Annotated in this window: 25 protein-coding genes; 9 read left to right on the top strand and 16 right to left on the bottom strand. The window is 62.0% G+C overall.

The features are described from left to right. Positions 1-28: 28 nt before the first annotated feature. The 5 genes from GDH07_RS17620 to norR form a co-directional block, all read right to left on the bottom strand. Positions 29-778 carry a YkgJ family cysteine cluster protein gene (locus GDH07_RS17620; RefSeq protein WP_152898403.1) on the bottom strand — a complete coding sequence of 250 codons (750 nt, stop codon included), beginning with the start codon at positions 776-778 and terminating at the stop codon, positions 29-31. 91 nt (positions 779-869) lie between these two features. Next, positions 870-1,196: a hypothetical protein gene (locus GDH07_RS17625; RefSeq protein ID WP_152898404.1), complete on the bottom strand. Its 327-nt coding sequence runs from the start codon at positions 1,194-1,196 to the stop codon at positions 870-872. Between the two features lie 163 nt (positions 1,197-1,359). Then, positions 1,360-1,839: a GNAT family N-acetyltransferase gene (locus GDH07_RS17630; RefSeq protein ID WP_022640780.1), complete on the bottom strand. Its 480-nt coding sequence runs from the start codon at positions 1,837-1,839 to the stop codon at positions 1,360-1,362. A gap of 3 nt (positions 1,840-1,842) precedes the next feature. Further along, positions 1,843-2,745 (bottom strand): chemotaxis protein CheV, encoded by a 903-nt coding sequence (locus GDH07_RS17635; protein ID WP_152898405.1) that lies wholly within the window; start codon positions 2,743-2,745, stop codon positions 1,843-1,845. A gap of 136 nt (positions 2,746-2,881) precedes the next feature. Continuing rightward, positions 2,882-4,435 carry a nitric oxide reductase transcriptional regulator NorR gene (norR, locus tag GDH07_RS17640; RefSeq protein ID WP_022640778.1) on the bottom strand — a complete coding sequence of 518 codons (1,554 nt, stop codon included), beginning with the start codon at positions 4,433-4,435 and terminating at the stop codon, positions 2,882-2,884. A gap of 154 nt (positions 4,436-4,589) precedes the next feature. Between norR and hmpA the strand changes: the two genes are divergently transcribed. The 8 genes from hmpA (at position 4,590) to GDH07_RS17685 (ending at position 12,993) form a co-directional block, all read left to right on the top strand. Beyond that, positions 4,590-5,771, top strand: a complete 1,182-nt coding sequence (gene hmpA, locus GDH07_RS17645; protein WP_152898406.1) for an NO-inducible flavohemoprotein — start codon at positions 4,590-4,592, stop codon at positions 5,769-5,771. A 381-nt stretch (positions 5,772-6,152) separates the two neighbouring features. Beyond that, positions 6,153-6,662, top strand: coding sequence for a disulfide bond formation protein B (locus tag GDH07_RS17650; protein ID WP_022640776.1), 510 nt, complete (start codon positions 6,153-6,155; stop codon positions 6,660-6,662). A 795-nt stretch (positions 6,663-7,457) separates the two neighbouring features. Continuing rightward, positions 7,458-8,402 (top strand): ubiquinol oxidase subunit II, encoded by a 945-nt coding sequence (gene cyoA, locus GDH07_RS17660; protein WP_031320464.1) that lies wholly within the window; start codon positions 7,458-7,460, stop codon positions 8,400-8,402. Between the two features lie 3 nt (positions 8,403-8,405). Then, positions 8,406-10,424 (top strand): cytochrome o ubiquinol oxidase subunit I, encoded by a 2,019-nt coding sequence (gene cyoB, locus GDH07_RS17665; protein ID WP_068588657.1) that lies wholly within the window; start codon positions 8,406-8,408, stop codon positions 10,422-10,424. A gap of 3 nt (positions 10,425-10,427) precedes the next feature. After that, positions 10,428-11,054 carry a cytochrome o ubiquinol oxidase subunit III gene (locus tag GDH07_RS17670; protein ID WP_031320461.1) on the top strand — a complete coding sequence of 209 codons (627 nt, stop codon included), beginning with the start codon at positions 10,428-10,430 and terminating at the stop codon, positions 11,052-11,054. Next, positions 11,055-11,396, top strand: coding sequence for a cytochrome o ubiquinol oxidase subunit IV (cyoD, locus tag GDH07_RS17675; RefSeq protein ID WP_022640772.1), 342 nt, complete (start codon positions 11,055-11,057; stop codon positions 11,394-11,396). It begins immediately after the preceding gene. 10 nt (positions 11,397-11,406) lie between these two features. Next, complete coding sequence (gene cyoE, locus GDH07_RS17680) at positions 11,407-12,294, top strand: heme o synthase (RefSeq protein WP_022640771.1); 888 nt, start codon at positions 11,407-11,409, stop codon at positions 12,292-12,294. Positions 12,295-12,438: 144 nt separating this feature from the next. Then, positions 12,439-12,993: a cytochrome b gene (locus GDH07_RS17685; protein ID WP_152898407.1), complete on the top strand. Its 555-nt coding sequence runs from the start codon at positions 12,439-12,441 to the stop codon at positions 12,991-12,993. A 99-nt stretch (positions 12,994-13,092) separates the two neighbouring features. Here GDH07_RS17685 and GDH07_RS17690 read toward each other — a convergent pair whose 3' ends face one another. Together GDH07_RS17690 and GDH07_RS17695 are read right to left on the bottom strand one after the other, a co-directional pair. Continuing rightward, positions 13,093-13,968: a queuosine precursor transporter gene (locus tag GDH07_RS17690; RefSeq protein WP_152898408.1), complete on the bottom strand. Its 876-nt coding sequence runs from the start codon at positions 13,966-13,968 to the stop codon at positions 13,093-13,095. Further along, positions 13,955-14,557 carry a helix-turn-helix transcriptional regulator gene (locus GDH07_RS17695; protein ID WP_085594901.1) on the bottom strand — a complete coding sequence of 201 codons (603 nt, stop codon included), beginning with the start codon at positions 14,555-14,557 and terminating at the stop codon, positions 13,955-13,957. The genes GDH07_RS17690 and GDH07_RS17695 overlap by 14 nt, the downstream gene beginning before the upstream one ends. 510 nt (positions 14,558-15,067) lie before the next feature. On the opposite strand from GDH07_RS17695, the gene GDH07_RS17700 reads away from it, so the two are divergent. After that, positions 15,068-16,423, top strand: coding sequence for a serine hydroxymethyltransferase (locus GDH07_RS17700; protein WP_031320455.1), 1,356 nt, complete (start codon positions 15,068-15,070; stop codon positions 16,421-16,423). Between the two features lie 66 nt (positions 16,424-16,489). Here GDH07_RS17700 and GDH07_RS17705 read toward each other — a convergent pair whose 3' ends face one another. The 9 genes from GDH07_RS17705 to GDH07_RS17745 form a co-directional block, all read right to left on the bottom strand. Then, complete coding sequence (locus GDH07_RS17705) at positions 16,490-17,188, bottom strand: hypothetical protein (RefSeq protein WP_022640764.1); 699 nt, start codon at positions 17,186-17,188, stop codon at positions 16,490-16,492. 180 nt (positions 17,189-17,368) lie between these two features. Next, positions 17,369-17,866: a hypothetical protein gene (locus GDH07_RS17710; RefSeq protein WP_152898409.1), complete on the bottom strand. Its 498-nt coding sequence runs from the start codon at positions 17,864-17,866 to the stop codon at positions 17,369-17,371. Between the two features lie 78 nt (positions 17,867-17,944). Then, on the bottom strand, positions 17,945-18,871 hold the full coding sequence (locus GDH07_RS17715; protein WP_152898410.1) for a CobW family GTP-binding protein: 927 nt from the start codon (positions 18,869-18,871) through the stop codon (positions 17,945-17,947). After that, positions 18,868-20,616 carry an amidohydrolase gene (locus tag GDH07_RS17720; protein WP_343038279.1) on the bottom strand — a complete coding sequence of 583 codons (1,749 nt, stop codon included), beginning with the start codon at positions 20,614-20,616 and terminating at the stop codon, positions 18,868-18,870. Before GDH07_RS17720 ends, GDH07_RS17715 begins: the two co-directional genes overlap by 4 nt. Before the next feature lie 130 nt (positions 20,617-20,746). Next, complete coding sequence (locus GDH07_RS17725; protein WP_152898411.1) at positions 20,747-21,928, bottom strand: pyridoxal phosphate-dependent aminotransferase; 1,182 nt, start codon at positions 21,926-21,928, stop codon at positions 20,747-20,749. 42 nt (positions 21,929-21,970) lie between these two features. Further along, entirely contained in the window at positions 21,971-22,675 is a 705-nt protein-coding gene (locus GDH07_RS17730) for an ABC transporter permease (RefSeq protein ID WP_053131882.1), read from the bottom strand. 9 nt (positions 22,676-22,684) lie between these two features. Then, positions 22,685-23,398: an ABC transporter permease gene (locus tag GDH07_RS17735; RefSeq protein WP_022640758.1), complete on the bottom strand. Its 714-nt coding sequence runs from the start codon at positions 23,396-23,398 to the stop codon at positions 22,685-22,687. A gap of 50 nt (positions 23,399-23,448) precedes the next feature. Then, positions 23,449-24,222, bottom strand: a complete 774-nt coding sequence (locus tag GDH07_RS17740) for a transporter substrate-binding domain-containing protein (protein ID WP_053131879.1) — start codon at positions 24,220-24,222, stop codon at positions 23,449-23,451. Positions 24,223-24,271: 49 nt separating this feature from the next. Further along, positions 24,272-25,066: an ABC transporter ATP-binding protein gene (locus tag GDH07_RS17745; RefSeq protein WP_022640756.1), complete on the bottom strand. Its 795-nt coding sequence runs from the start codon at positions 25,064-25,066 to the stop codon at positions 24,272-24,274. Positions 25,067-25,201: the final 135 nt, after the last annotated feature.

The raw sequence follows: 25,201 nt of genomic DNA on the forward strand, positions 1-25,201 counted from the left end.
CGCGTCTCGATGCCGCCAGGCGCCGGGCTCAGGCGGCCCGCAGCGGGATGAAGGCGTAGTCCAGGGGCGTATCGCTGGCCACCTGGGCGCCACTGGCCGCGACCTCGGCGGCGACTTGTTCGTTGGACAGGTGGAAGCGCCAGGCTTGTTCCGGCGCTGCGAGCGGGTTGGCCTGGAACTGGTCGATGGCCTGGGCCAGGGCGCCCATGTCCGGCAGGTAGGCGGTAAAGCCGTCCCCCTTGAGCGCCGTGGTGCGGATGCCCAGTCGGGCGCAGATGGCTTGCTTGGCCTGGATGTCATCCCGGTCGGCCTGGCGCGAGCGCTGGATCAGTTCGGCCAGTTGCTCATCCACCAATTGTCCGCCGAGGATCAATTGCGGGCCCTGTTCCCAGGATTCCGGCGGGCACTCCTTGGCCGTGGGAACCAGAGGAATGTGCGGATTGATCTCCATGGGGTAGATGCGGCACACCAACGGCCTGCGCTCATAGATGCGGCACAGCTGGTCTTCGTCAAGATTCCGGCAGGGACCGACGTTATAGGCGGCGAAGGTGATCGCCACATAGGCATCGGCACTGCCGCTGGGCACCCGGCAGGAACGGCGCTGGGCATGTTCGCGTTGCTGTGTCGGCAAACCCAGGCCATTGCCGAGGAAGGCCTCCACCAGCACGATCACCTGGCCGCCATCGGCCGCCCAGGCCCGGGCTTCGGCGAGAGTCAGGGGAACATGGTGGTCGTGGCAGCACTTGCCACAGCCTACGCAGGAAAACCGAGTGTTCATGGCGTGAGCAACCAAAGCGGATCGAAAGGGCGCGTCGTCTTTCTGTTGTTCGACGCTGCGAATGGCCCTGGCGAAGCAAGTTATGCGCCAGTCAACGGCTCTTGAGCGCTGGGCCAATGCTGTCCCACTCGCTGACCACCGCCTTGCGGCTTGGTCGGTGGTACAGGCACAGCTCGATGCCGTTGCGGCCCTGCATGTGCTTCTGTGGATACTGGCCCTGGAGCAACAGGGCGCTATAGCCGACCCTGTCGTCGAACTGGGTGCCGGGGCCCAGCGGTTTGGCGTCTTTCAGGCCGCTGGCCTGGACGCAGGCGCGCTGCATGGCCTGCTCCAGTTCGGCCCAGGCCTGGTCGCTGGAAGCGTGGGCCGGGCCAGAGACGGCGACGAGACAGAGCAGGGCCAGGGTCTTGTGGTTCATGGAGTGCGATCTCAAGGCGTGATACCCAGATGGACCCTGGCGACGGCCTGTGGTTCGCTGCTGTCGCAGGCGACAGGAGGGGAGGGCGAAGGTCTTGCGGGTCTGGTCGCGGCCTCGCAGGCTCAGCAGTGGCTACAGGCCGTGCGTGTCGGCGTAAGTTTGCCTATGGCACCAGCTCGCGGCGGACCACTTGCATACCCGCGCTGTCGTACAGGCGGCGGGCGCGCAGGTTGTCTTCCAGCACCTTGAGGTCGAGCCGCTCCTCCCGGCGTTCGGCGAACATCACGAACACCTGTTGCAAAAGGGCCCGGCCCAGGCCTCGGCCGCGTGCGTCGGCATGCACCACCAGGTCCTTGAGGTAGGCGCTGGTCCAGCACTGGGCCACGCCTATGACCCGGCCGGCCTCCTGGAGCACCAGGCAGAGTTCAGGATCGTATTCGGCATCGGTCTCGAAGGCCTTGCGCCAGGTATCGAGGTCCGGGACGCGGCCGCCGCCGTCCAGGTAACCCAGCTGCATCAAATGATGCACCTCTGGTGCGAGATCCGGGCTGTAGTGGCTCAGGCTGACCCCGGCCGGCCATCGAGGGGCGAGTTGCGGGCCGCTCAGGTCGCGGCGCATCAACAGACAATAGCGCTCTTCCACGGTTCAGGCTCCGTGGGCGGCGATGGCCTTGGCCGCATCGATCAGGCAGCGAGTCAGCTCCGGCGAGGAGAACTTGGTCAGCACCGCATTGGCCCCGGCCTGGCGCGCCTTATCGCTGTTCATCGCGCTGTCCAGGGAGGTATGCAGCAGCACATACAGGTGGGCGAAGTCCGGGGTCTCGCGCAGGGTCCGGGTCAGGGCATAGCCGTCCATCTCGGACATTTCGATGTCCGAGACGATCAGGTTGATTTCGTTGGCCGTGCCTTGCAGTTCCAGCAGGCAGTCGATGGCTTCCTTGGCGCTGCGGGCGGTGTGGCATTGCAGGCCGAGGTTGCGCAGGGTGTGCACCGATTGCTGCAGCGCCACCTGGCTGTCGTCCACCACCAGGATGCGCGCGTTGCCCAGGGCATCGGCGTCTTCCATGCTCAATTCGGTGGGTGCCATCTCGATCTGGGCCGGGGCGATGCCATGGATCACCTTCTCGATGTCCAGCACCTGCACCAGGGTCCCGTCTACCTGGGTCACCCCGGTGATGTAGGACTTGATGCCGCCCGAGCCGTAGGGCGGCGGACGGATATCGGTGGTCAGGCAGTGCACGATTTTGCTCACGGCCTGCACGTGCAGGCCCTGCTTGGAGCGGCTGACGTCGGTGACGATCAGGCAGCCGGCGTCCGGGTCGGCCAGGGGACGCTCGCCGATGGCCCGGCTGAGATCGATCACCGACAGCGAGTTGCCGCGCAAAGTGGCGATGCCTTTCACATGGGGATGGGATTCAGGCAGCTTGGTCAGGGGCGGGCAGGGAATGATTTCGCTGACCTTAAGCAGGTTGATGGCCATCAGCTTGCCGCTGCGCAAGGTAAACAGCAGAAGCGAAAGCGAATCTGCGCGGGCTTTGTTGGAGGACATAAAAACCTTCTTCTTGAAGAATTGGCGCGTGGATCGAACCACGGACAACCATTGATAACGGGTTATCGACGTTTTCAGGACAGGCTTTAGCCGGATTGGCCGATCCGGCTCGTTGCATGCACCGCCCCGAGTGCGCTCATTTGAGCCCCAGGCGCCTGGCCAGGCGACTCAGGTTGGCCCTGTCCAAGCCTAGCTCACGGGCGGCGGCGGCCCAGTTGTGCTGGTGCCGTTGCAGGCAGGCGTCGATCAACTGGCGCTGGTAGTGCTCGGTGGCCTGGCGCAGGTCCCCGGAAGCCGCCAGTGGCAGGGCCGGCGGCGCTGCTTCGGCGGCCACGCCGGGTTTTTCGCCTGCATGGGGCAGGTCCAGGTCCGCGGCGTCGAGGCTGAGGATCTTCGGCCGTTGCCGGTGGTTACCCAGGGCCTTGAGGGCGCTGCGGCCGATCAGGTGCTCCAGCTCGCGGACGTTGCCCGGCCAGTGGTAGGCCAGCAACGCGGCCTGGGCATCGGCGCTCAGGCGCAGGCTGCCCAGGCCCATGCGTGAACGGTTCTGCTCCAGGAAGTAGCCGCTGAGCAGCAGCACGTCCCGGCCACGGTCGCGCAACGCCGGGACGCGCAGTGGATAAACGCTCAGGCGATGGTAGAAGTCGGCACGATAGCGGCCGTTGCGCACCTCTTGGGCCAGGTCGCGATTGGTCGCGGCGATCAGGCGCACGTCCACCCGATGCTCCTTGTCCGAGCCCAGGCGCTGCAACTGGCCGCTTTGCAGCACGCGCAACAGCTTGGCCTGGACGAGCAACGGCAATTCGCCCACTTCGTCGAGGAACAGGGTGCCGCCGTTGGCCAGCTCGAACTTGCCCTGGCGGTCCTGGGTGGCGCCGGTGAAGGCGCCCCGGACATGGCCGAACAGTTCGCTTTCCACCAGGGTATCCGGCAGGGCCGCGCAGTTGAGGCTGACCAGCGGCTGGTCGGCGCGTAGCGAGGCGGCGTGGATGGCCTGGGCCACCAGTTCCTTGCCGACCCCGGTTTCTCCGGTGATCAGGACCGTCAGGTCGCTGCTGCCCACCAGGGCGATTTCTTCCATCAGGTGCTTGTGGGCCTTGCTCTGGCCGATCATTTCCCGATGCTGGCCGCTGGCCTGGCGATACACCTCGGCGCGCTGGTGCTCGTTCTCCGCTCGCTGGGCTAGGCGTTCGATGCGTTCGGCGGCGCTGACGGTGGCCGCGGCCAGGCTGGCGAAGGCCTGCAGGGCATCCAGCTCGATGGGTTCGAACCGTTGCGGATCCAGCGCGTCGAGGGTCAGCAGGCCCCATGGGCGTTCGTCGACGAACAGTGGGCAGCCCATGCAATCGTGGATCTCCAGGTGTTCGTCGAGCCCTTCCACCAAACCGTCGTAGGGGTCGGGTAGCTGGCTGTCGCTGGCGAAGCGGGTTGGTCCCGGGCTGGCCAGCAACGCGGCGAAACGTGGGTGTTCGCTGACCTTGAAGCGACGGCCCAGGGTGTCGGTGCTCAGGCCATCGACGGCTAGCGGCACCAGCCACTCGCCATCCAGGCGCAACAGCGCGGCGGCGTCGCAAGGCAGGAGCACGCGCAGGGCCTCCAGCAGGCGTCGATAGCGCTCGCCTTCCGGCAATTCCCGGGACAGGTCGGTGACCAGGGGCAGCAGCGTGGTGAGCAGGGCTTTTGCAGTCATAAAGACTCCTTGTAGTCGTTACGACTATAAATTCATTGGGGTCTTTATGACTACTATGTTTTTAACTTGTTGAATTTAAATGATTTTTATCTTGGCACGAATACTGATTGGACGAGGGAAACCTGCAAGCAGTCATAAGTCCAGGAGTTGTCCCATGCTAAGCGTCCAAGATCGCGCCATCATCAAATCCACCGTGCCCCTGCTGGAAAGCGGTGGTGAGGCCCTGATCACCCACTTCTACCGGATGATGCTCTCGGAGTATCCAGAAGTCCGCCCACTGTTCAACCAGGCCCACCAGGCCAGCGGCGACCAACCCCGGGCCCTGGCCAATGGCGTGCTGATGTACGCCCGGCACATCGACCAGCTCGACCAGCTGGGAGACCTGGTAGCCAAGATCATCAACAAGCACGTCGCCCTGCAGATCCTGCCGGAGCACTACCCCATCGTCGGCAGCTGCCTGTTGCGGGCCATCGCGGAAGTGCTGGGCAGCGAGATCGCCACCCAGGAGGTCATCGATGCCTGGGCCGCAGCCTACAACCAGCTGGCGAACATCCTGATCAGCGCCGAGGCGGCCATCTACGACGAGAAGGCCCAGGCCCCGGGCGGCTGGCGTGGTGCCCGGGAGTTCAAGTTGGTGCGCAAGGTGCAGGAAAGTGCGGAAATCACCTCCTTGTATTTCGAGCCGGCCGACCAGGGGCCGATCCTCGCCGCCGAACCGGGCCAGTACATCGGCCTGCAACTGTTCATCGATGGCCAGGAAATTCGCCGCAATTACTCGCTGTCGGCCCTGTCCGACCAGGGCCAGTACCGCATCAGCGTCAAGCGCGAGGCCGGTGGCGTGGCCTCCAACTATCTGCATGACCAATGCCCGGTGGGCAGCAGCATCATGCTGTTCCCGCCTGCCGGGGAATTCACCCTGCAGGCCAGCGACAAGCCGCTGGTGCTGATCAGTGGGGGCGTCGGCATTACCCCGACCTTGCCGATGCTGGAGGCAGCGTTGGCTACCGAGCGTCCGGTACACTTCATTCATTGTGCGCGCAACGGCCAGGTGCATGCCTTCCGCCAGTGGGTCGACGCCCTGGCTGAACGTTATCCACAGCTCAAGCGTTTCTACTGCTATGCCGAGGATGATGGCGTCAGCCCGGCGGCCGACAACCTGGGCTTGTTGACCCAGGATCAGCTGGCGCAGTGGCTGCCCGAACAGCGCGACCTGGATGCCTACTTCCTCGGTCCCAAGGGCTTCATGGCGGCGATCAAGCGCCACCTGAAGGCCCTGGGCATTCCTGAGCAGCAGAGCCGCTACGAGTTCTTTGGCCCGGCCGCGGCCCTGGAGTAACCCTCCCGCCTGCCGGCTCCTGTCCTCCAGGGGCCGCTTGCCGGCGCCCACCATGTGCATTCCAGCCACCATGGGGCGCCGGCAATCTCCAGACCCATTGGCCGACCTTGGAAGGCGGCTGCCGGGTTAATCCCGACTTAACCTGCCTGTCGTTAATTGCCTGCGATATCGTCCGAGGCGCGATTGCCCGGGCGATCCGTTCGATTGCGTTGTTCGCCCGGCTGGCCTTGGCTTGCAGCCTGCAAGCCGTGCATTCAAAGGTCATGTTCAGCGTGTAGACTTCCGGGCAGTGCGACGGCGAACCGGCCATTTGGCAATTTCACAGCGTGCCGCCGCGATAGAGGCGGGCGGCCGCTGCAACACACAGAAAAAGGAATAGGGATGAGTGACGACAGACTGCGTTTGGGGCGTGAACGACGCTTCCTGGTACTGCTTGGGGTGATCTGCCTGGCACTGATCGGTGGTGCTTTGTACATGCAGGTGGTGCTGGGCGAGGCGCCTTGTCCGCTGTGCATCCTGCAACGCTACGCCTTGTTGCTGATCGCGATCTTCGCCTTCATCGGCGCGGCCCTGGGCTCGCGCCGCGGCGTCACCATCATGGAGACCCTGGTGGTCATCTGCGCCATCGCCGGCGCCGGGGTGGCCGGGCACCATGTGTATACCCAGTTCTATCCGGCGGTGAGCTGTGGCATCGATGTACTGCAGCCGATCGTCGACAGCCTGCCGCTGGCGAGCATCTTTCCCCTGGGTTTCCAGGTCGATGGTTTCTGCTCCACGCCGTACCCGCCGATCCTTGGCCTGTCCCTGGCCCAGTGGGCGTTGCTGGCGTTCGTGCTGACAGTGATCCTGGTACCGCTGGGCGTGGTGCGCAATCGCAAGAAAACCTATTGATCGTCTTGCAAAAGCCCCGGTTCCTGTGGAGGAGCCGGGGCTTTTTCATGTCGCGCATGAGGTGCCTGAAAAGTCCGTGATTTGCGGCAAGCCAGGGGGCAACAAAAGTGCGACATGTTGTCACACTGTCGCAGCCGCAGAGAGACAAGGGAATGGTTTCAAGAGACTGCAATTTCACCAACTGGTTCAATTCGAGCCTGTCAGTTTGTGTATGCCGGCAATGTCGAAAAAACCCATAGCCTGCTATCTATACAATTCTTCACAGACCCCGTTTTACAAGGGCTGAGCCATACGGATGGCGGCTTTCAGCGACTTTTTCAGGCGCTTGCCGATACTGGCATGAGGGGCTTTTCTGGGGTTTTTGTTGCGAATGAAAATCGATATGATTGCGGTCCTTCGTAACAATCATGTGGGATTGTTGCGGTCAGCGATAAAAATTATTTCGGGATAAGACATGGTTTATAAAACGCGACATATCTACAATCGCCCGCACTGAATTTCCGACGCTGCTCACCCCTGAGCACACGAGGATGGTCGAGGAGTGGATTGAGCGCTCCATGCGACTGCAGGTGTCGGCGCCTTCCTAACTTCCGCACCAAATGGAATTGGTCTGTAACAAGGCCTTTGACCACGAGATCGAATAAGAACCACTGCTAGCCCGGGATGTGTCGTTGAGCGTTTCACCGCAACGGGCAGGCCCTTATTCAATTGAAGAAAAATGCCAACCCTTGGCAGGGTGAAGTGTTGGCGATCAAAACCCAACTGCATTGCGCAAGCTGCTTTAGAGGTCGTGAGATGAGTAAAAACAGGTACCCCAGATTACTAGGCTTATTGCCGCTGCTCAGCATGTTGATGCTGGGAGGCTGCAAATGGACCTTGCTTGATCCCAAGGGTCAGGTCGGTCTGGACGAACGAAACCTGATCATCACTGCAACCATCCTGATGCTGCTGGTGGTGGTGCCGGTCATTCTCATGACCTTCGCCTTCGCCTGGAAGTATCGTGCTTCCAACCAGAACGCGACCTACGCGCCGAAATGGTCCCACTCCACCAAGATCGAAGTGGCCGTATGGGCCGTGCCGATCATGATCATCCTGGCCCTGGGCTATGTGACCTACAAGTCGACCCACGCCCTGGACCCTTATCGTCCGCTGGAGTCCGACGTCAAGCCGGTGACCATCGAAGTGGTCGCGATGGACTGGAAATGGCTGTTCATCTATCCGGAGCAGGGCATTGCCACGGTCAACAAGATCGTGTTCCCGGCGCATACCCCAGTCAATTTCCGCGTGACCTCCGACACCGTGATGAACTCGTTCTTCATCCCGGGCCTGGGCGGCCAGATCTACGCGATGGCGGGCATGACCACCAAGCTGCACCTGATTGCCAACCAGAACACCGAACTTGAAGGTATCTCCGCCAACTACAGCGGCGCGGGTTTCACCGGCATGAAGTTCAAAGCGATCGCAACCAGCCAGGAAGAGTTCGACGCCTGGGTAAACGAAGCCAAGAAGGCACCTAAACAGCTGGACACAGCTGAATACGCGGCCCTTTCCAAGCCAAGCCAGAACAACCCTGTGGAGCTCTACTCCTCGTACGCGCCAAACCTGTTCCAGACCATCGTCGACAAGTATGAAGGTATGACTCCAGGCAAGCCGCTCAAGCACGAGAAGAAAGAGAAAGAAGTGGCCACTTCGCAGGGAATGGACATGAGCTCGCATTCAGCTGCCGGGGCAGAGGAGTAAACGATGTTTGGTAAATTAAGTCTGGACGCGATACCGTTCCACGAGCCGATTGTCATGGTGACCATTGCCATGATCGCGCTGGGTGGTCTGGCGGTCGTCGCGGGTATCACCTATTTCAAGAAATGGACCTACCTGTGGTCCGAGTGGCTGACTTCGGTCGACCACAAGAAAATCGGCGTGATGTACATCATCGTTGCCATGGTCATGCTGCTGCGTGGCTTTGCCGACGCCATCATGATGCGTTCCCAGCTGGCCCTGGCCACCGAGGGTTCGCCTGGTTACCTGCCACCTGAACACTATGACCAGATCTTCACCGCCCACGGTGTGATCATGATCATCTTCATGGCGATGCCATTCTTCACCGGCCTGATGAACCTCGTCGTGCCGCTGCAGATCGGCGCTCGCGACGTGGCCTATCCATTCCTCAACTCCCTGAGCTTCTGGCTGCTGGTTTCCGGCGTCGTGCTGATCAACCTGTCCCTGGGCGTTGGCGAATTCGCCAAGACCGGCTGGGTTGCCTATCCGCCGCTGTCGGGCCTGCAATACAGTCCTGGCGTGGGTATGGACTACTACATCTGGGCGCTACAGCTTTCAGGTCTAGGGACAACGCTGACGGGGGTCAACTTCCTGGCCACCGTACTGAAGATGCGTACCCCGGGCATGAAGATCATGGACATGCCGATCTTCACCTGGACCTGCACCTGGGCCAACGTGCTGATCGTGGCTTCGTTCCCGATCCTGACCGCTACCCTGGCGCTGCTGACGCTTGACCGCTACATGGATTTCCACATTTTCACCAATGAACTTGGTGGCAATCCGATGATGTACGTGAACCTGTTCTGGGCCTGGGGTCACCCCGAGGTGTACATCCTGATCCTGCCGGCGTTCGGTATCTTCTCCGAAGTCATCTCGACCTTCTCCGGCAAGCGCCTGTTCGGCCACCATTCGATGATCTACGCTTCGGGCGCGATCTCGATCTTGGGCTTCATGGTTTGGCTGCACCACTTCTTCACCATGGGTTCGGGTGCCAGCGTCAACGCCTTCTTCGGCCTGGCGACGATGCTGATTTCGATCCCGACCGGGGTGAAGCTGTTCAACTGGCTGTTCACCATCTACCACGGCCGCTTGCGCATCACCAGCCAGGTTCTTTGGACCCTGGGCTTCATGGTGACCTTCGCCATCGGCGGCATGACCGGCGTACTGCTGGCCATCCCGGGTGCCGACTTCGTTCTGCACAACAGCCTGTTCGTGATCGCGCACTTCCACAACGTGATCATCGGCGGTGCGGTATTCGGTTACATCGCCGGCTTCGGCTTCTACTTCCCGAAAGCCTTCGGCTTCAAGCTGCATGAAGGTTGGGGCAAGGCTGCTTTCTGGTTCTGGATCTCGGGCTTCTTCGTCGCGTTCATGCCGCTCTATGCACTGGGCTTCATGGGCATGACCCGTCGCCTGAACGCCACCACCAACCCAGAGTGGGTACCGTACCTGTACGTCGCCATGGTGGGTGCAGTCTTGATCGCCGTGGGTATCGCCTGCCAGTTGATCCAGCTGTATGTCAGCGTGCGTGATCGCAAGCAGAACATGTGTGTATCGGGCGACCCGTGGAATGCCCACACCCTGGAATGGTCGACTTCGTCGCCACCTCCGTTCTACAACTTCGCGGTACTGCCGAAAGCCGAAGGTATCGATCCGTTCACCGAAGCCAAGGAAAACGGTACTGCCTACGAGCAGCCTGGCCGCTACCAGCCGATCCACATGCCCAACAACACCGCTACCGGTTTGGTCATGGGGGCTCTGCTGACCGTGTTCGGTTTCGCCATGATCTGGCACATCTGGTGGATGGCCATCGCAAGCCTGGCCGGCACCGTGATCTATTTCGCGATCCACGCTGCCCGTGATGATCAAGGCTACATGGTGCCGGTCGAGACGATCGAGCGCATCGAAGCCGAGCAGCACAAGCGTCTGGTATCGGAGAAGAAGATCCCGGCTACCCGTGTTGAAACCTCGTTGGAACAGGCTTAATCCATGTCGAACTTAGTGACCAATGCTGGACACGCCCATGGTCATGACCATGGGCACGATGACCATCACCACGACTCGGGCGAGATGACCGTATTCGGTTTCTGGCTCTACTTGATGACCGACTGCATTCTGTTTGCGTCGATCTTCGCGGTATACGCGGTACTGGTTAACAACGTAGCGGGTGGCCCGTCGGGCCACGACATCTTCGAACTGCCTTATGTACTGGGCGAAACCGCTCTGCTGCTGTTCAGTTCGATCACCTACGGCTTCGCCATGCTGGCGTTCTTCCGGGGCAACAAGAAGCAGGTTCTGGGCTGGCTGGCCATGACCTTCCTGTTCGGCCTGGGCTTCATCGGCATGGAGATCAACGAGTTCCACCTGCTGATCTCCGAAGGCTACGGCCCTAGCCGTTCCGGCTTCCTGTCCGGGTTCTTCACCCTGGTCGGTACCCACGGTCTGCACGTGACCAGCGGCCTGATCTGGATGGCAATCATGATGTACCAGGTGCAGAAAAAAGGCCTGACGGCGACCAACAAGACCCGTCTGAGCTGCCTGAGCCTGTTCTGGCACTTCCTGGACGTTGTGTGGATCTGCGTATTCACCGTTGTTTACCTGATGGGGACTATGTAAATGGCTAACGCATCACATTCCCACAATGGCCACGACGAAGCCGGCCACGGCAGCGTCAAGTCCTACGCCATCGGCTTCATCCTGTCGGTGATCCTGACCCTGATCCCGTTCGGCCTGGTGATGTACCCATCGCTGCCTAAAGACGTGACCCTGTGGATCGTCCTGGCGTTCGCGGTGATCCAGGTGCTGGTGCACCTGGTGTACTTCCTGCACCTGGACCGTTCCGCGGCACAGCGCAACAACGTGGTGGCGTTCATCTTCGCCGCGTTGGTCATTGTCCTGCTGGTTGGTCTGTCGTTGTGGATCATGTTCAGCATCCACACCGTCATGATGGCGAAGTGAGGTAGACCCGATGTCGCTCAAGCACTTTATCCAAATCACCAAACCGGGGATCATTTTCGGTAACGTGCTTTCGGTGGCAGGCGGGTTCTTCCTGGCCTCGAAGGGGCATGTCGATCTGGCCATTTTCCTGGCCGCCATGATCGGCACCTCGCTGGTGGTAGCGTCCGGTTGCGTGTTCAACAACTGCATCGACCGTGACATCGACCTGAAGATGGAGCGCACCAAGAACCGCGTGCTGGTCCAGGGCCTGATCTCCCTGGAAGTGGCCCTGGTCTATGCCTCCCTCCTCGGCGTCGCCGGCGTCGCCCTGCTGTACTACGTGGCCAACCCGTTGGCCGCATTGTTCGCGGTAATCGGCTTTGTCATCTACGTTGGCCTCTACAGCCTGTACCTCAAGCGCAAGTCGGTTCACGGCACGCTGGTGGGCAGTCTGTCCGGGGCCATGCCGCCGGTGATTGGTTACGTGGCCGTGAGCAACAGCTTCGACATGGCCGCGTTGACCCTGCTGGTGATGTTCAGCCTGTGGCAGATGCCGCACTCCTACGCCATCGCGATCTTCCGCTTCAACGACTACCTGGCCGCATCAATTCCGGTGCTGCCGGTCAAGCGCGGTATTCGCGTGGCCAAGAAGCACATCCTGCTCTACATCCTGGCGTTCCTGGTGGCGACCCTGATGCTGACCTTCAGCGGGTATGCCGGCATGAGCTACATGGCGGTAGCGGCGGCGATGGGCATGTACTGGCTGTACATGGCCTGGACCGGCTACAAGGCGGTGGATGACACCGTATGGGCCCGCAAGCTCTTCGTGTTCTCGATCTTCACCATCACCGCGCTGAGCGTGATGATGTCGGTGGATTTCAAGGCCCCGACCGAGTTGCTGCTGACCTACGCCCACTAAGCCCGGGCCACGGAAAAGCCCCGCCTTCGCAAGAAGCGCGGGGCTTTTTCATTTCATGGCGGTCACATCATTTAAAGCTTTAGGCCCGAAGCTTTTGCCTGGGCGGGTAAAATGCGCCGCTCGTGATGAACCTGAGTGGATGGAATGGAACGCGGTATCGAACTATACGACTCGAAGGAGCGCTACGGCGCCGTCAGTCGCGGATTGCACTGGGCCATGGCATTGGCCTTCGCCTGGATCTACAGCACTGCCGGTGCGCATTACCTGCTGGCTGATTCGGCCCTGGACGAGTTCCTCTGGCCGACCCACAAGCAGGTGGGCCTGCTGCTGATGGCCCTGTTGCTGGTGAGGGTGCTGTGGAGCCTGTTGAATCGCCGTCGGCGGCCACCGAGCCTCAACCTCGCGGCAACGCTGGGGCATGGGCTGCTATATGTGGGAATGTTCGCCATTCCGTTTCTCGGCCTGCTGCGCCAGTACGGTTCGGGGCGCGCTTTCTCCGCCTTCGGCCTGCCGGTAATGAGTGGCTTCGAAGGGCCGAAGATCCAGTGGATGACCGATCTGGGCAACAACTTCCACAGCCTCCTGGGCTGGACCTTGCTGGTGTTGATCCTTGGCCATGTCGCGGCGTTGATCTTGCACTGTGCCAAGGGCCAGGGGCATATCCTGCGTCGTATGCTGGGCAATGCCTCTGCGGTTTGAGTATTTTAACCTGCAGCAAGAAAACCCCGCCTTCGAGAGAAGTGCGGGGTTTTTTACTGGCCGTCATTGTTGGGCATTCAGGGCACTGTTCAAGCGTTCTTATCTTGCCTGGCTGCTGGTCATGTACTTACTGAGCAATGACCTTGCGCCATAAGCGGGCAAGATATTGAAGAGCGCAAAAAACACCTTGATCGCGATCTGCAAGAGAACCATGTTGAGGATGTCAGCGTTGCGCATCAGCCCATAAAAGACGATGTAGCAGAATAGAAAACTGTCGATGATCACTGCAAAGAAGGTACTCAAGAATATTCGCAGGAACAGGAATCTGGAGTTCGTCAGTTCTTTTATTTTGCACAGTAAATAGGAGTTTATGTTTTCCGAAACAAGGAATGAGATGGATGACGCCACCAGTACGGACGATACTTGGGTGATCACATCATTATAAGGCGAGTCGAATTTCCAGCCGGGCAGACCAGGGAGGAAGGTCGAGCCATAGAGGAGAATGAACACGGTGGAGGTACTGGCGAACGCGAAGAAAATGGCTTTTCTTGCCAGGCGGAGCCCAAAGTTTTCGTTTAGCAGGTCAACGATCAAAAAGGTCAGGGAGTAAAGAAAGGTTCCTGGAGTGATGACGATGCCCAGCGATTCCAGGTAGATCGGCTTGGTTGCGGCGATGCTGGTGAAGATATAGAAGGTAACAAGCAGCAGATTCAGGGTTATATAGATCATCCATGAGGTTTCATGGCGGTCATTCAAGTCATAAGCAGTGAGACTCTCTCCTTGGGAGTAGAATTTTCGATAAAGATTCTTGATTTCTATCTTGTTCAGGTTGTCTATTATTTCGCTGTTCAAGACTTCGCTTAGTTTGATTTTGATAACCTTGCCGGTTGCGATGATCATGATTATCGCAAGCTTCTTGTTGTTATCGAATCCCAGGAGCTTGTATTTGCTGTTGTCAATTTCAAAGGCCGACATGGAACCGCTCCTCGATGATATCGCCGACTACGATCATGCGGTCCGAGTCGGAGCGAGCATCATTCGATATCAGAAGCTTTGTTGTCAGTTTGTCGTAGATCAGCTTTTCCTTGTCGTCACTCGATGAACCTTTTTGCACGATCAACAGATCGCCGGCTTCATTCACGCCTGGAATTTCATTCTCCAGCAACACGGCTATCAGATTAGCGGAAGTGCCGAAGTAGTAGGTCAATGGGTAAAGCGTGACCAGCTCGCCAATTCGCTTTCCCATGCTGGCCATCAGCAGCCTCTCCTTGATGATCGGAACGGCTGCCGGGTTCATGTTTCCTTGAGGGGAGATACTGCTCTCGATGATCTCCTTTTCCTCGAAGTCGACAGTTTCTATCTCTTCATAGGAAACGCCGAAGAAGTCGGAGATTTTCCGGATGGTGGACTGCTGTACGTTGCTGACCTTGCCTTCCAGGATGTTGTAGATGGTCGTTCTGGTCAGGCCGCTGGCGTTGCACAAGGACAGTTGTGTCTCACCACGACTTTTTATCAGGTACTTGATGTTGCTCTTTAAATGCTCTGTTCTTTCTCTTTTGTGCATCAGTTGCTCACCACTTCCTTTTGGTCCTGATCCCTCGAGTCCTGCATAGCGATCGTGCAGTGCCTAGGGACAACTGCCTGACGCTGGCACGAGTCCTGCCAGGGCAATTTTGGCAATTTCTGCCAGCTCGCTAGTGCTCCCTTGCGTGCCGCGTTCCTCCTGGAATCCTTGATGGTCGATATCCAGGGCGATCAAATCCCTTGGAAACGGCCGGATTGCTGGTTCAGGGGAGAAAGGCGGCGTGGGAGCCGGCCGTGACCATACAGCTCTCGAGGCGCGGCGTCATGACCCTGGTGACAAACCTGAACACAAGGCAAGGTCGATGTCATTTCGACCTCTCAAGAAAAGCCTCATTTAATTTAGCTTATGTTCAATTTTTTGATTAATTTTGTTACATCTCGTACAGTCATCGCCAGGGATGGATTAGCCCGTTGTGCCCAAACGAACGTAAAACCCAGGAAGCGTGCCTTCGTTCGTGGCATGCGACACACAAGGAAGGGACAGAGAACCATGGCAGCCGATACTGAACCACTCAGGACCCAGGCAGACCTGTTGCGACGTGGCTTGGCCGAATTACGAACTGAAGACGCCGAGTTGGCAAGCATCCTGGATGCGGAAATCACACGTCAACACCGCACGTTGTCCTTGGTTTCATCCTCTTGCGCGGCGGGCCCCCGGACCTTGGCGGCATCTGCCTCGGCCTTGCTCAACGTCACGGTCGAGGGCATTCCCGGTCGACGCCATCATGCCGGTTGCGAAAACGCCGACCTGGTGGAGTCCCTGGCGATCCGCCGAGCCAAGGAACTGTTCGCTGCCCAGTATGCCGGGGTGCAATCGCATTCGGCCTCCAATGCCAATTACCAGGTCCTGTCGGCCCTGGCCGAGCCCGGCGACACCATCCTCGGCATGGCCCTGGACCATGGCGGCGACCTGACCCATGGCAGTTCCCTGGCGTTCAGCGGTGTCCACTACAAGGCGATCCGCTACGGCACCACGGCCCAGGGCGCCATCGACTACCAGCAAGTACGGCAACTGGCCTTGGCCCATCGCCCGCGCATCATCATCTGTGGGGCGACGGCCTATTCACGGATCGTCGACTTCCAGCGCTTTCGTGCCATCGCCGATGAAGCCGGAGCCATTCTCCTGGCCGACATTTCCCATATCGCCGGGCTGGTGGCCACCGGGCGTCATCCGAGCCCGATCGATGCGGCTCACGTCACTACTTGCTGTACCCACAGACAGCTCGGCGGGCCTCGCGGCGGGTTGATTCTCTCGGGACGCGATGCCGACACCAAGGTGCCGGGCCTCAGGTCGAGCTTTCGTCGAGTGCTCGACCAGGCCGTGTTTCCCGGGATGCAGGGGGCGCCGGCGGTCAACATGATCGCCGCCAAGGCGGCCGCGCTGGGTTATGCCAAGTCGGTGCAGTTCGATGCCTACATGGGGCGGGTGCGCACCATCGCCGATGAAATGGCCGATGCATTCATGGAGCGGGACTATGAAGTCGTGGGCGGCGGCACGGAGAATCACACCATCCTGCTGCGCTTGCATGGAGGCATCAGCGGCTCCATCGCCGAATCGGCGCTCGAGAAGTGCGCAATCATCGTCAGCAAGAAACGTGGGCCGGGAGAGATCCGTTCAGCATTCGCCGCCAATGGCTTGTGCATTGGCACCGGCTCCATTGCCCAGCGCTACCTGGACTCCCAGGGGTGTCGTGAGCTCGTCGACCTGATGTGTCGGATACTGGATCAGGTCAAGCCCCACGGTGGGCAGCAATACATCCTGGAGCCTGCCTTGCAGCAGCAGTTCCGGCGGCAGACCGAGGCGCTGTGCGCGATGTACCCGATTGTCGAGTATGGGGATCGTTGAGAGGGGCAAGCCCCGCCTTCGTCGTGAATACGGGGCTGCCAGCCGGCCGGTCGGCCGGGCATCGGCTTACTGCTGGATGGCGCTGTAGCCGGCGAACGCGGTCTGCTGCTGGATCGCGGTGACGATGTTCTTGCGGGTGGCCGGTTGTTCGTTGCCCAGGTTGTCGACGAACACCTCGCTTTCCAGCTCGGCCTCTTCGCCTTCGCCGATGAAGCTGAAGCCCAGGAACTCGAAGGCTTCGCGGTCGGCATTGGCCTTGGAGCGCGGGCGCATCGGCAGGGTGACGCTGATGCCGTCTTTGCTGATGGCGAACACTTCCATTTCCTTCTTGGGCCGCGATGCCTTGCTCTTGCCGCTTGGGTTGCTGATGGCCTGGTGGGTCTGGTTCAGTACCTTGAGCGCCAGGCCATAGACCAGTTCCTGGAAGTCCGGGTCGTCCTTGTAGCTGGAGAGAATCCGGCTGATGGGGAATTTCTTGCTCAGATCCTCCAGGGCGGCCAGGTCCGCAGCTTCGGCATCCTTGAGTTGCTTGAGCTGGCCCATGAGTTCATAGGCGGTATCGTCGTCAAAGCTGTCGTGGGCCTGGCGAATGGCGGCGCGCAGTTCGCGAATCTGGTCACTTTCTTTCGAGCTCTGGAAGGCGTCGAGCACCATCTCGCTGATGGTCTTGGCCTGGGACACATGCTGGGAAAGATGCATGGCGTTTTCGTACTCGGTCTTGTTCGACAAGGCGATTACGGATTCTTCGGTGTTGGAATCAGGCATTGAACATCCACTACTTGGTTTGACAGGTTTGAGGCGCGAAAACCCCGGGGGGATTTTCGGGGGCGCCTAATCTATTGGAGCGCATGGCCGTTGTCACGGACCAAGCGCCCGGAGGTGCTGGCCGTCCCTACAGACCGGTCTAGCCGGGGAAGATTCCCCAGCCCCTGTCTCCCGCTGGATTCAGTGCCTGGCCTGCAGGATTCGCAAGTGGCGGTACAACTTGAGTGCCCGGCCCCAGAACAGCCCTACGGTGAAGCCTGCAGCCGCGCCACCGATACTGAGCATCTGCACGCTGGTGGCCTGCTCGGGATGAACGGCCTTTTGATACCCAAGCCAGTACTTCACGACGAAGAACAGCAGCGAGATCCCGAGGATCTTCAAGGTTCCGGGAACCAGGAGCGCCTCGCCGCCCGAATCCAGTACCGCGCCGAAGGTGGAGAACAGCAATATGGCCACCAGGCTGCCCAGCACCGCACCAGCGGTCCAGGCTCCCAGGGCCAACAGGGGATGCCCGCCCAGGCTCATCGACCACAACGACCAGACCAGCAGGATCAAGGGCGCAATCAATAGCGAGCCCAGGCTTTCACGGCTGCCGGAGCGAGCGCGCAGGCCGTAGTAGAGGATCATGGCGAAGACCGCATACACCCAGAGGGGTGTGCCCTGGAGAATGTTGATCATTTTCAGCGTCCTTGCTTCCTGGAGGAGACGTGCGGCCCATATTGCGCCTTGCCGACCAGGCCGTGAAGCCACCCGGGATCAGGCCACCTGGGTGGCGCTGATCCCGGCTTCCAGCTCCTGGCGCAGGTCGCTGCCGCGGCGGGCGATGAACACCAGTTGCGCGGCATGTTCGGTGGGTTGCCCGGTGGCCAGGGTGAACTGGCTGCGGCTGCCCACATGCTGCAACCAGTAGGGTTGCTCGTTACCGTCCAGGCGTACCAGCCCCTTGAGGCGCAGCAGGTCGGCCGGCAACTGCGCCAGCCAGTCCCGCAGGGCCGTGGCCTGCAAGGGCCGGGGGCTGTTCCATACCCAGCTCTCGAACAACTGGTCGTGGGCCTGGGGCAAAGCCTTGAACAGCACCTCGCTGGAGCGTACCGGCGGGGCCAGCAACAGTTCGTCCGGCAGTTCGGCCTGTACGGTTTCGAACACCGGGGCACGGCAGGCGAGGCTGCTACGGATCGCCTGCAACTGCTCGGGCGTGACCAGGTCGACCTTGTTCAGCAGCACCCAGTCGGCGCAGGCCACCTGGGCCCGGGACAGGCGCGCCATGTCGCCCTCCAGGGCCTGGAAACCGCTGGCATCCACCAGGGTCACCACCGCATCCAGGTGCAAGCGGTCGCGCAGTTGCGGGTAGCCGATGGTCTGCACGATGCGTTGCGGATCGGAGACACCGCTGCACTCGATGACGATCCGCTCCAGGGCCGGGCGCAGCTTGGACAGGCTCACCAGTTGCGCCAGCAGGTCTTCCTGCACGGTGCAGCAGATACAGCCGTTCTGCAGGCTGTACACCGCGTCGGTGACCTCGGCGATGATCGCCGCATCGATGTTCAGCTCGCCGAAATCGTTGACGATCACCGCCAGCCGGCCGCTGTCGGCGCGTTGCACCAGGCGGTTGAGCAGGGTGGTCTTGCCGGCCCCGAGAAAACCCGAGACCACCGTGACCGGAATGCTCGGCAGCTTGTTCATGGCTCCTGGCCCTCGATCACCGGTGGCAGGCCTTCCCACACCGCCTGCAGCGGCGTGTCGCTGAAGGTGCCCAGTCGGTCGTAGACCAACTGGCCCTCGACGAAGGTCAGTTGCACCTGGGTGTGGTGGATGTAGTTGCGGGCCGGTTGGGCGAACAGGTCGCGGTCGAGCACGATCAGGTCCGCCGACTTGCCGGCCTGCAGGCTGCCGGTCAGGTGTTCCAGGCCCATGGCATGGGCGCCGTTGAGGGTCGCCACTTGCAGCGCCTGCTCCAGGCTGATGGGGTCGCCGAAGGTGTCGGGTTCCTGGTTCCAGGGGTTTTGCCGGGTGACCATGGTTTCCAGCGCCAGCCACGGGTCGATGGATGCCACCGGCCAGTCGGTGCCGAACACCGCGATGCCGCCAGCGGCCAGCACGCCCTTGAAATCGTAGATGCGCTTGAGGCGTTCCTGGCCATAGCCTGAGCGCGCGCCGCTGGCGAACGGGGTCGGGTACCAGGCCGCCGGCGAGAACTCGGCGATCACGTCCAGGCTCTGGAAGCGCTTGAGGTTGCCCGGGTGCAGCAAGGTGCTGTGGGCACACTGGTGGCGTACGCCGCTGTGGCCGTTGCGGCGCCGGGCCTCGGCCACAGCATCGAGGAACACGTCGGAGGCGCCGTCGCCGGTGCAGTGGGCGATCACCCGCAGGCCACGGCGGTCCATGTCCACCACCATGTCGGTGATGTGTTCCGGGGTCAGGTTGAGCTTGCCGCGCCAGCTCGATTCCTCGGGCCAGGGGGTCAGCAGGTACGAGGACTTGGGCTCCACGGTGCCGTCGAAATGGAACTTCACCGCATTGGCGCTCAAGCGCGAGCTGCGATAGAAGTGCCGCTCGCCGCTGAGCAGCTCCCAGCGCCGGCGCACCGGGAAGATATCGTCCTGCCAGCTGATGGCGGCTTCCACTCGCAGGGTCAGCTCGCCGGCGTCGTCCAGCTCCTTGAGAGCCTGCAAGCGGTTCTCGCAGACGTGCACGTACTTGGTGGCGGTGACCCCGCGAGAGGTCTGGAAGTGCACGCCATCGCGATAGGCCCGGCGCAGTACCGAGACCGGCGTCGCCGGCATGGCCGCGTGGATCAGCGCGTAGGCGCCGTCGATCAGCAGCCCGTTGGGCTCGCCGGTGAGCGAGTCGCGCTCCAGGTAGCCGTTGCGCGGGTCGCTGGTATGGCGATCGATACCGGCCAGTTCCAGGGCCTTGGAGTTGACCATCATGGTGCCCCACATGCGGTCCAGCAGGGCCACCGGGCGGTCCGGCATGATGCTGTCCAGCCACTCGCGGCCCGGCGTCAGGCCGGCCTCGCGAAAGGTGTAGCGCACCCAGTATTGGCCGTAGATCCAGCCGTCGCCTGGATGGCTGTCGGCATAGGCGAGGATCGCCGCCGCCAGTTGCTCCGGGGTCGGGTCCTCGATGCCCACGTCCAGGTCGTCGGCGTAGCGGGGTGCCAGGGCCAGGTCCGGATGGGTGTGCATGTCGTGCAGGCCGGGCATGCAGAACGCCCCGTTCAGGTCGTGCTGGCGGGTATTGGGGCCGACCAGCGAGCTCAAGGAGGCGAGGCTGCCCACCGCGATCAGCTTGCCTCGGCGAATGGCCACGGCATCGGCCCAGGGCTGCGCCGGGTCGAGGGTGTAGATCCGGCCGTTGTGCAGCACCAGTTCGGCGTACTGGTCGACGGCGCTATGGGTGGAGTTGAATTGGTCGGAAGCGGTCACGGGTCAACCTCTCAAGCAGGGCCCTTCAACAGTGGGCAAAAAATGGGCGACAGGCGCAGTGGCAAAGCAGTGGTTCATGGGCGCCGCTATGGCGAGGGAGCAAGCCGCCTCGCCAGCGTCGGTCCCTGGGTCAGCGTTGTGCGCCCAGGGCCTCGACGAACCCGGCGATGCGTTGGCATGCGTCCTTGAGCACCTCGTCGGCCACGGTGAAGGAAATGCGCACGAAACCCTCGGCGCTGGCGCCAAAGGCCTGGGCATCGAGGACCGAGACCCCGGTGGCGCGAAACAGCTGCCAGGCGAAGTCCATGCTCGACAGGCCGGTACGGCGCACGTCCACCAGCATGAACATCCCGGCCTCTGGTTCGCGGCAGTCCAGCAGGGGCACCTGGCGCAGGCCTGCCATCACCAGGTCGCGACGGCGGCGGTAGACCTCGCGAGCGCTATCGACCACCTCGTCATCCAGCTCCAGGGCCTTGAGCGCAGCTTCCTGGATGAATCCCGGCAGGCCGTAGAGCATGCACAGCAGCAGGTTGTCCAGGTGCCCCACCAGCTCCTCGGGGCCCACCACCCAGCCCACGCGCCAGCCGGTCATGGCGTGGGTCTTGGACAGGCTGTTGAGGATCACCGTGCGCCCGGCCATGCCTGGCAGGGCTGCGATGCTCAGGTGCTGGCGGTCGTAGGTCAGTTGCCCGTAGACCTCATCGGAAATCACCCACAGGTCGTGCTTGCGTGCGACCTCGGCCACCGCTTCCAGCTCTTCGCGGCTGTAGACGTTGCCGGTGGGGTTGCACGGCGTGGCCAGGGCGATGCCCCGGGTCTTGTCGGTCAGGGCCGCCTCCAGGGCCGCGGCGGTCAGGCGAAAACCGTTGGCCGCTGGTTGCTCCACCGCCACCAGGCTGGCGCCCGAGGCATGGATGCAAGCCTCGTAGGTCAGGTACATGGGTTCGGGCACCAGCACTTCATCGCCACTGCCGAACAGGCACAGCGATGCGGCGAACAGGCCGTTCTGCGCCCCGGCCACCAGGGCCACGTTGGCCGCCTCGACCTCGATGCTCAGCAGGCGCCGCTGCTTGGCGGCAATCGCCTCGCGCAGGGCCGGGCGCCCAAGCACATGGGTGTAGTGGGTATCGCCTTGCTCCAGCGCGGCGCCGGCGGCGGCGCTGATGCGCGGGTCGGTGGCGAAGTCCGGATCACCGACGCTGAGCACGATCACGTCCTCGCCACGACCCCGGGCCTCGATGGCGGCGTAGTGGATGTCCCAGGCACTGACGGATTCGCCGGTGATGCGCTGGACGAAAGGGGAATAACGCATGTGGTGCTCCTCACGGGCGCGTTGCCCGCGTAATGAATGGGTTCAGGCCTGGCGCTGGGGCGCCTGCTTGTTGGGGGTGGCGCCCAGGCGGCCGCACAGGTGTTCGATGACGAAGGCCAGCACGATGTAGATCAGCGCCACCGCCAGCAGCGGCTCGTAGACCTTCAGGGTCTGGGCCCGCACCAGGTTGGCGGCGCCCAGCAGGTCGGTGACCGCCACCGTGGAAGCCAGGGCCGTGGCCTTGAGCAGCAGCACGCATTCGCCCACCAGGGTCGGGCGCACCAGCTCCAGGGCCCGGGGCAGCCAGACCCGGCGCAAGGTCAGCCAGTAGCCCATGCCATAGGCACGGGCCGCTTCCAGTTCGCCCCGGGGCACTGCCCGCAGGCCGCCGCGCAGGACCTCGCCGACATAGGCGCCGACACTCAGGGTCAGCGCCAGGGCCACGTACCAGAAGCCTTCGCGCAGGTAGGGCCAGAGGAAGCTGCCGCGGATCGGCGGGTAGGCGGCGAACAGGCTGCCGACGCCGTAGTAGAGGATGTAGATCTGCACCAGCAGCGGCGTGCCGCGGAACACGCTGATGTAGAAGCGCATGGGTGCGCTGACCAGGGGGTTGCGCGACACTCGGCCCAGGCCCACCAGCACCGCCAGGACGAAACCGCAAGCTCCGCTCAGGGCCAGCAGCTTGAGGGTGATGCCCAGGCCGCGTACCAGTTCGGTGGAAAAACCATTGATCCAGGAAAAATCCATCACAGCCTCCTAGTGCTGGGGCAGCCAGCGGTGGGTGCGTCGTTCGAGCACGCGGAACACGCTGCCGGACACCAGGGTGATGACGAAGTAGAACGCCGCGACCGCGAGGTAGAACACCAGGTAGTGCTTGGTGGAACCGGCGGCCTGCTTGCCCACCGAGAGCAGTTCGCTGTAGCCGACGATGCTGATCAGCGCGCTGTCCTTGACCAGCACCAGCCACAGGTTCGACAACCCGGCCATGGCGAAGGGCAGCATGCTCGGCAGCAGGATGCGCCGCACCAGCAGCCAGCGTTCGATGCCGTAGGCCCGCGCCGCCTCGATCTGGCCATGGGGAATGGCCAGGATCGCGCCGCGGATGATCTCCGCCGAATAGGCGCCCTGGACGATGCCCAGCACCAGCACGGCGGCGATGAAACCGTTGACCGTGACGCTTGGGCGGTCCATGGCCGCCATGGCCATGTTCAGCAGGTCGGTGCCGGCGTAGTACAGCAGCAGGATCAGCAGCAGCTCGGGCATGGCCCGGTACAGGGTGGTGTAGAGGTTGGCCAGCTTCACCAGCCAGCGCGGCCCGCGCAGCTTGATCATCGCCACCAGCAGGCCGATGCCCAGGCCGAGGACGAAGGCCCCGGCGGAAATCTGCAGGGACACCAGCGCGCCCTGGGCCAGGGCGCCGAGCCAGCCGTCGGCGACGAACAGTTGGGAAAGGTCGGACAGAGAAATCATGACGTATCCAGTCAACGCCGGCGGCCTGCCGCAGCAGGTCGCCGGGCGGCTTAGTTGGCAGAGATGTCGACGCTGAAGTAGCGGCTGCGGATCTTGTCGTAGGTGCCGTCGGCCTTGAGTGCCGCCAGGGCCTTGTCGATCCGCTGCTGCAGGGCGCTGTCGCCCTTGCGCAGGCCGACGCCGATGCCGGAGCCGAACAGCGGGTCCCGGGGCGCCAGGCCCTTGTTGGCCAGGCCCGCGCCAGCCGCCGATTGCAGGACCGGCTCGATGGTCAGGGCGTCGGCCAGCATCACGTCGATGCGCCCGCTCTGCAGGTCGGAGAGCATGTCGTCCTGGGTGGTGTAGTAGCGCAGGGTCGAGGTCTTGCCGTAGTAGGCCTTGGCGAAGGTGGCGTTGGAGGTCGAGCCCTGCACACCGATCAGCTTGCCCTTGAGCCCTTCGGGGGTGGGGGTGAGTTCCAGGGACTGGTCGGCGACCCACATGGCCGGGGTCTGGTAGTAGGGCGCGGAGAAATCGATGACCTGCTGGCGTTCCTCGGTGATGCTCAGGGAGTTGAGGATGGCGTCGATCTGGCTCGATTGCAGGGCCGGGATCAGTCCGTCCCAGGCCACTTCCTTGAGCGGGCACTGGGCCTGCATGCGTTCGCACAGGGCCTTGATCAGCTCCGGTTCGAAACCGCTCCAGTCGCCGGCGCCGCTTTTCATCGAGAACGGCGGGTAGGGTTCCAGGGCGATGCCGAAGACGATCTTGTCGGCGGCCAGGGCATGGCTGGACAGGGCACTGAACAGGCAACCGGTGGCGAGCACCTTGAGCAGGTTTTTCATGGCTTGACCCTTTATCTAAGTTGTTGTTTTCAAGGATTGCAGCGGGACGTCAGACGCGGTTTTCCTGGGCCATGACGAATTGCCGGCAGCGCTCGCTGACCGGGTTGAAGAATATTTGCTGCGGCGCACCTTCCTCCTCCACCAGGCCCTGGTGGAGGAACATCACCTTGCTCGACACATCGCGGGCGAAGGCCATCTCGTGGGTCACCAGGATCATCGTCCGGCCTTCCTCGGCGATGCCCTGGATGACCTTGAGCACCTCGCCCACCAGTTCCGGGTCCAGGGCCGAGGTCGGCTCGTCCATCAGCAGCACCTTGGGGCGCATGGCCAGGGCCCGGGCGATGGCCACCCGTTGTTGCTGGCCACCGGAGAGAAAGGACGGGAAGGTGTCGCGCTTGTGGGCCAGGCCGACCTTCTCCAGCAGGTGCTCGGCGTGGGCGATGGCCTCCTTGCGGTCTTCGCCCAGGACATACACCGGGGCCTCGATGACGTTCTCCAGCACGGTGCGGTGGGGCCACAGGTTGAAGCCCTGGAACACCATGCTCAGCTGGGTGCGCAGGCGCGCCACCTGGGCCGGGTCGGCGACCTGGGGATTGCCGGCGCGGTCGGTCTTCAGGCGCACCTGTTCGCCATTGATGCGCAGGCTGCCGCTGCAGGGAATTTCCAGCAGGTTGATGCAGCGCAGCAGGGTGCTTTTGCCCGAACCGCTGGAGCCGATCAGCGATACCACTTCGCCTTCGTTGGCGCGCAGGGCGATGCCCTTGAGAACGTGGTGATCGGCGTAGCTCTTGTGCAGATCGTCGATCGCCACCACGGGCTGGGTGGAGTTGGGCTGCGATTGCAAGGGTCGACCCTCTTGTTATTGTGCGATGGCCGGGCGTTTCCCCGGCGCAGGGTAGGGCCTGAGAATTAGCCATCGGCGGCATAGGGTCAATCGAGCTTTTTTAGCCGGACACGGAAATTTTTTTCAGTAGTCGGC

Source organism: Pseudomonas piscis, assembly GCF_009380155.1.
GTDB lineage: Bacteria > Pseudomonadota > Gammaproteobacteria > Pseudomonadales > Pseudomonadaceae > Aquipseudomonas > Aquipseudomonas piscis.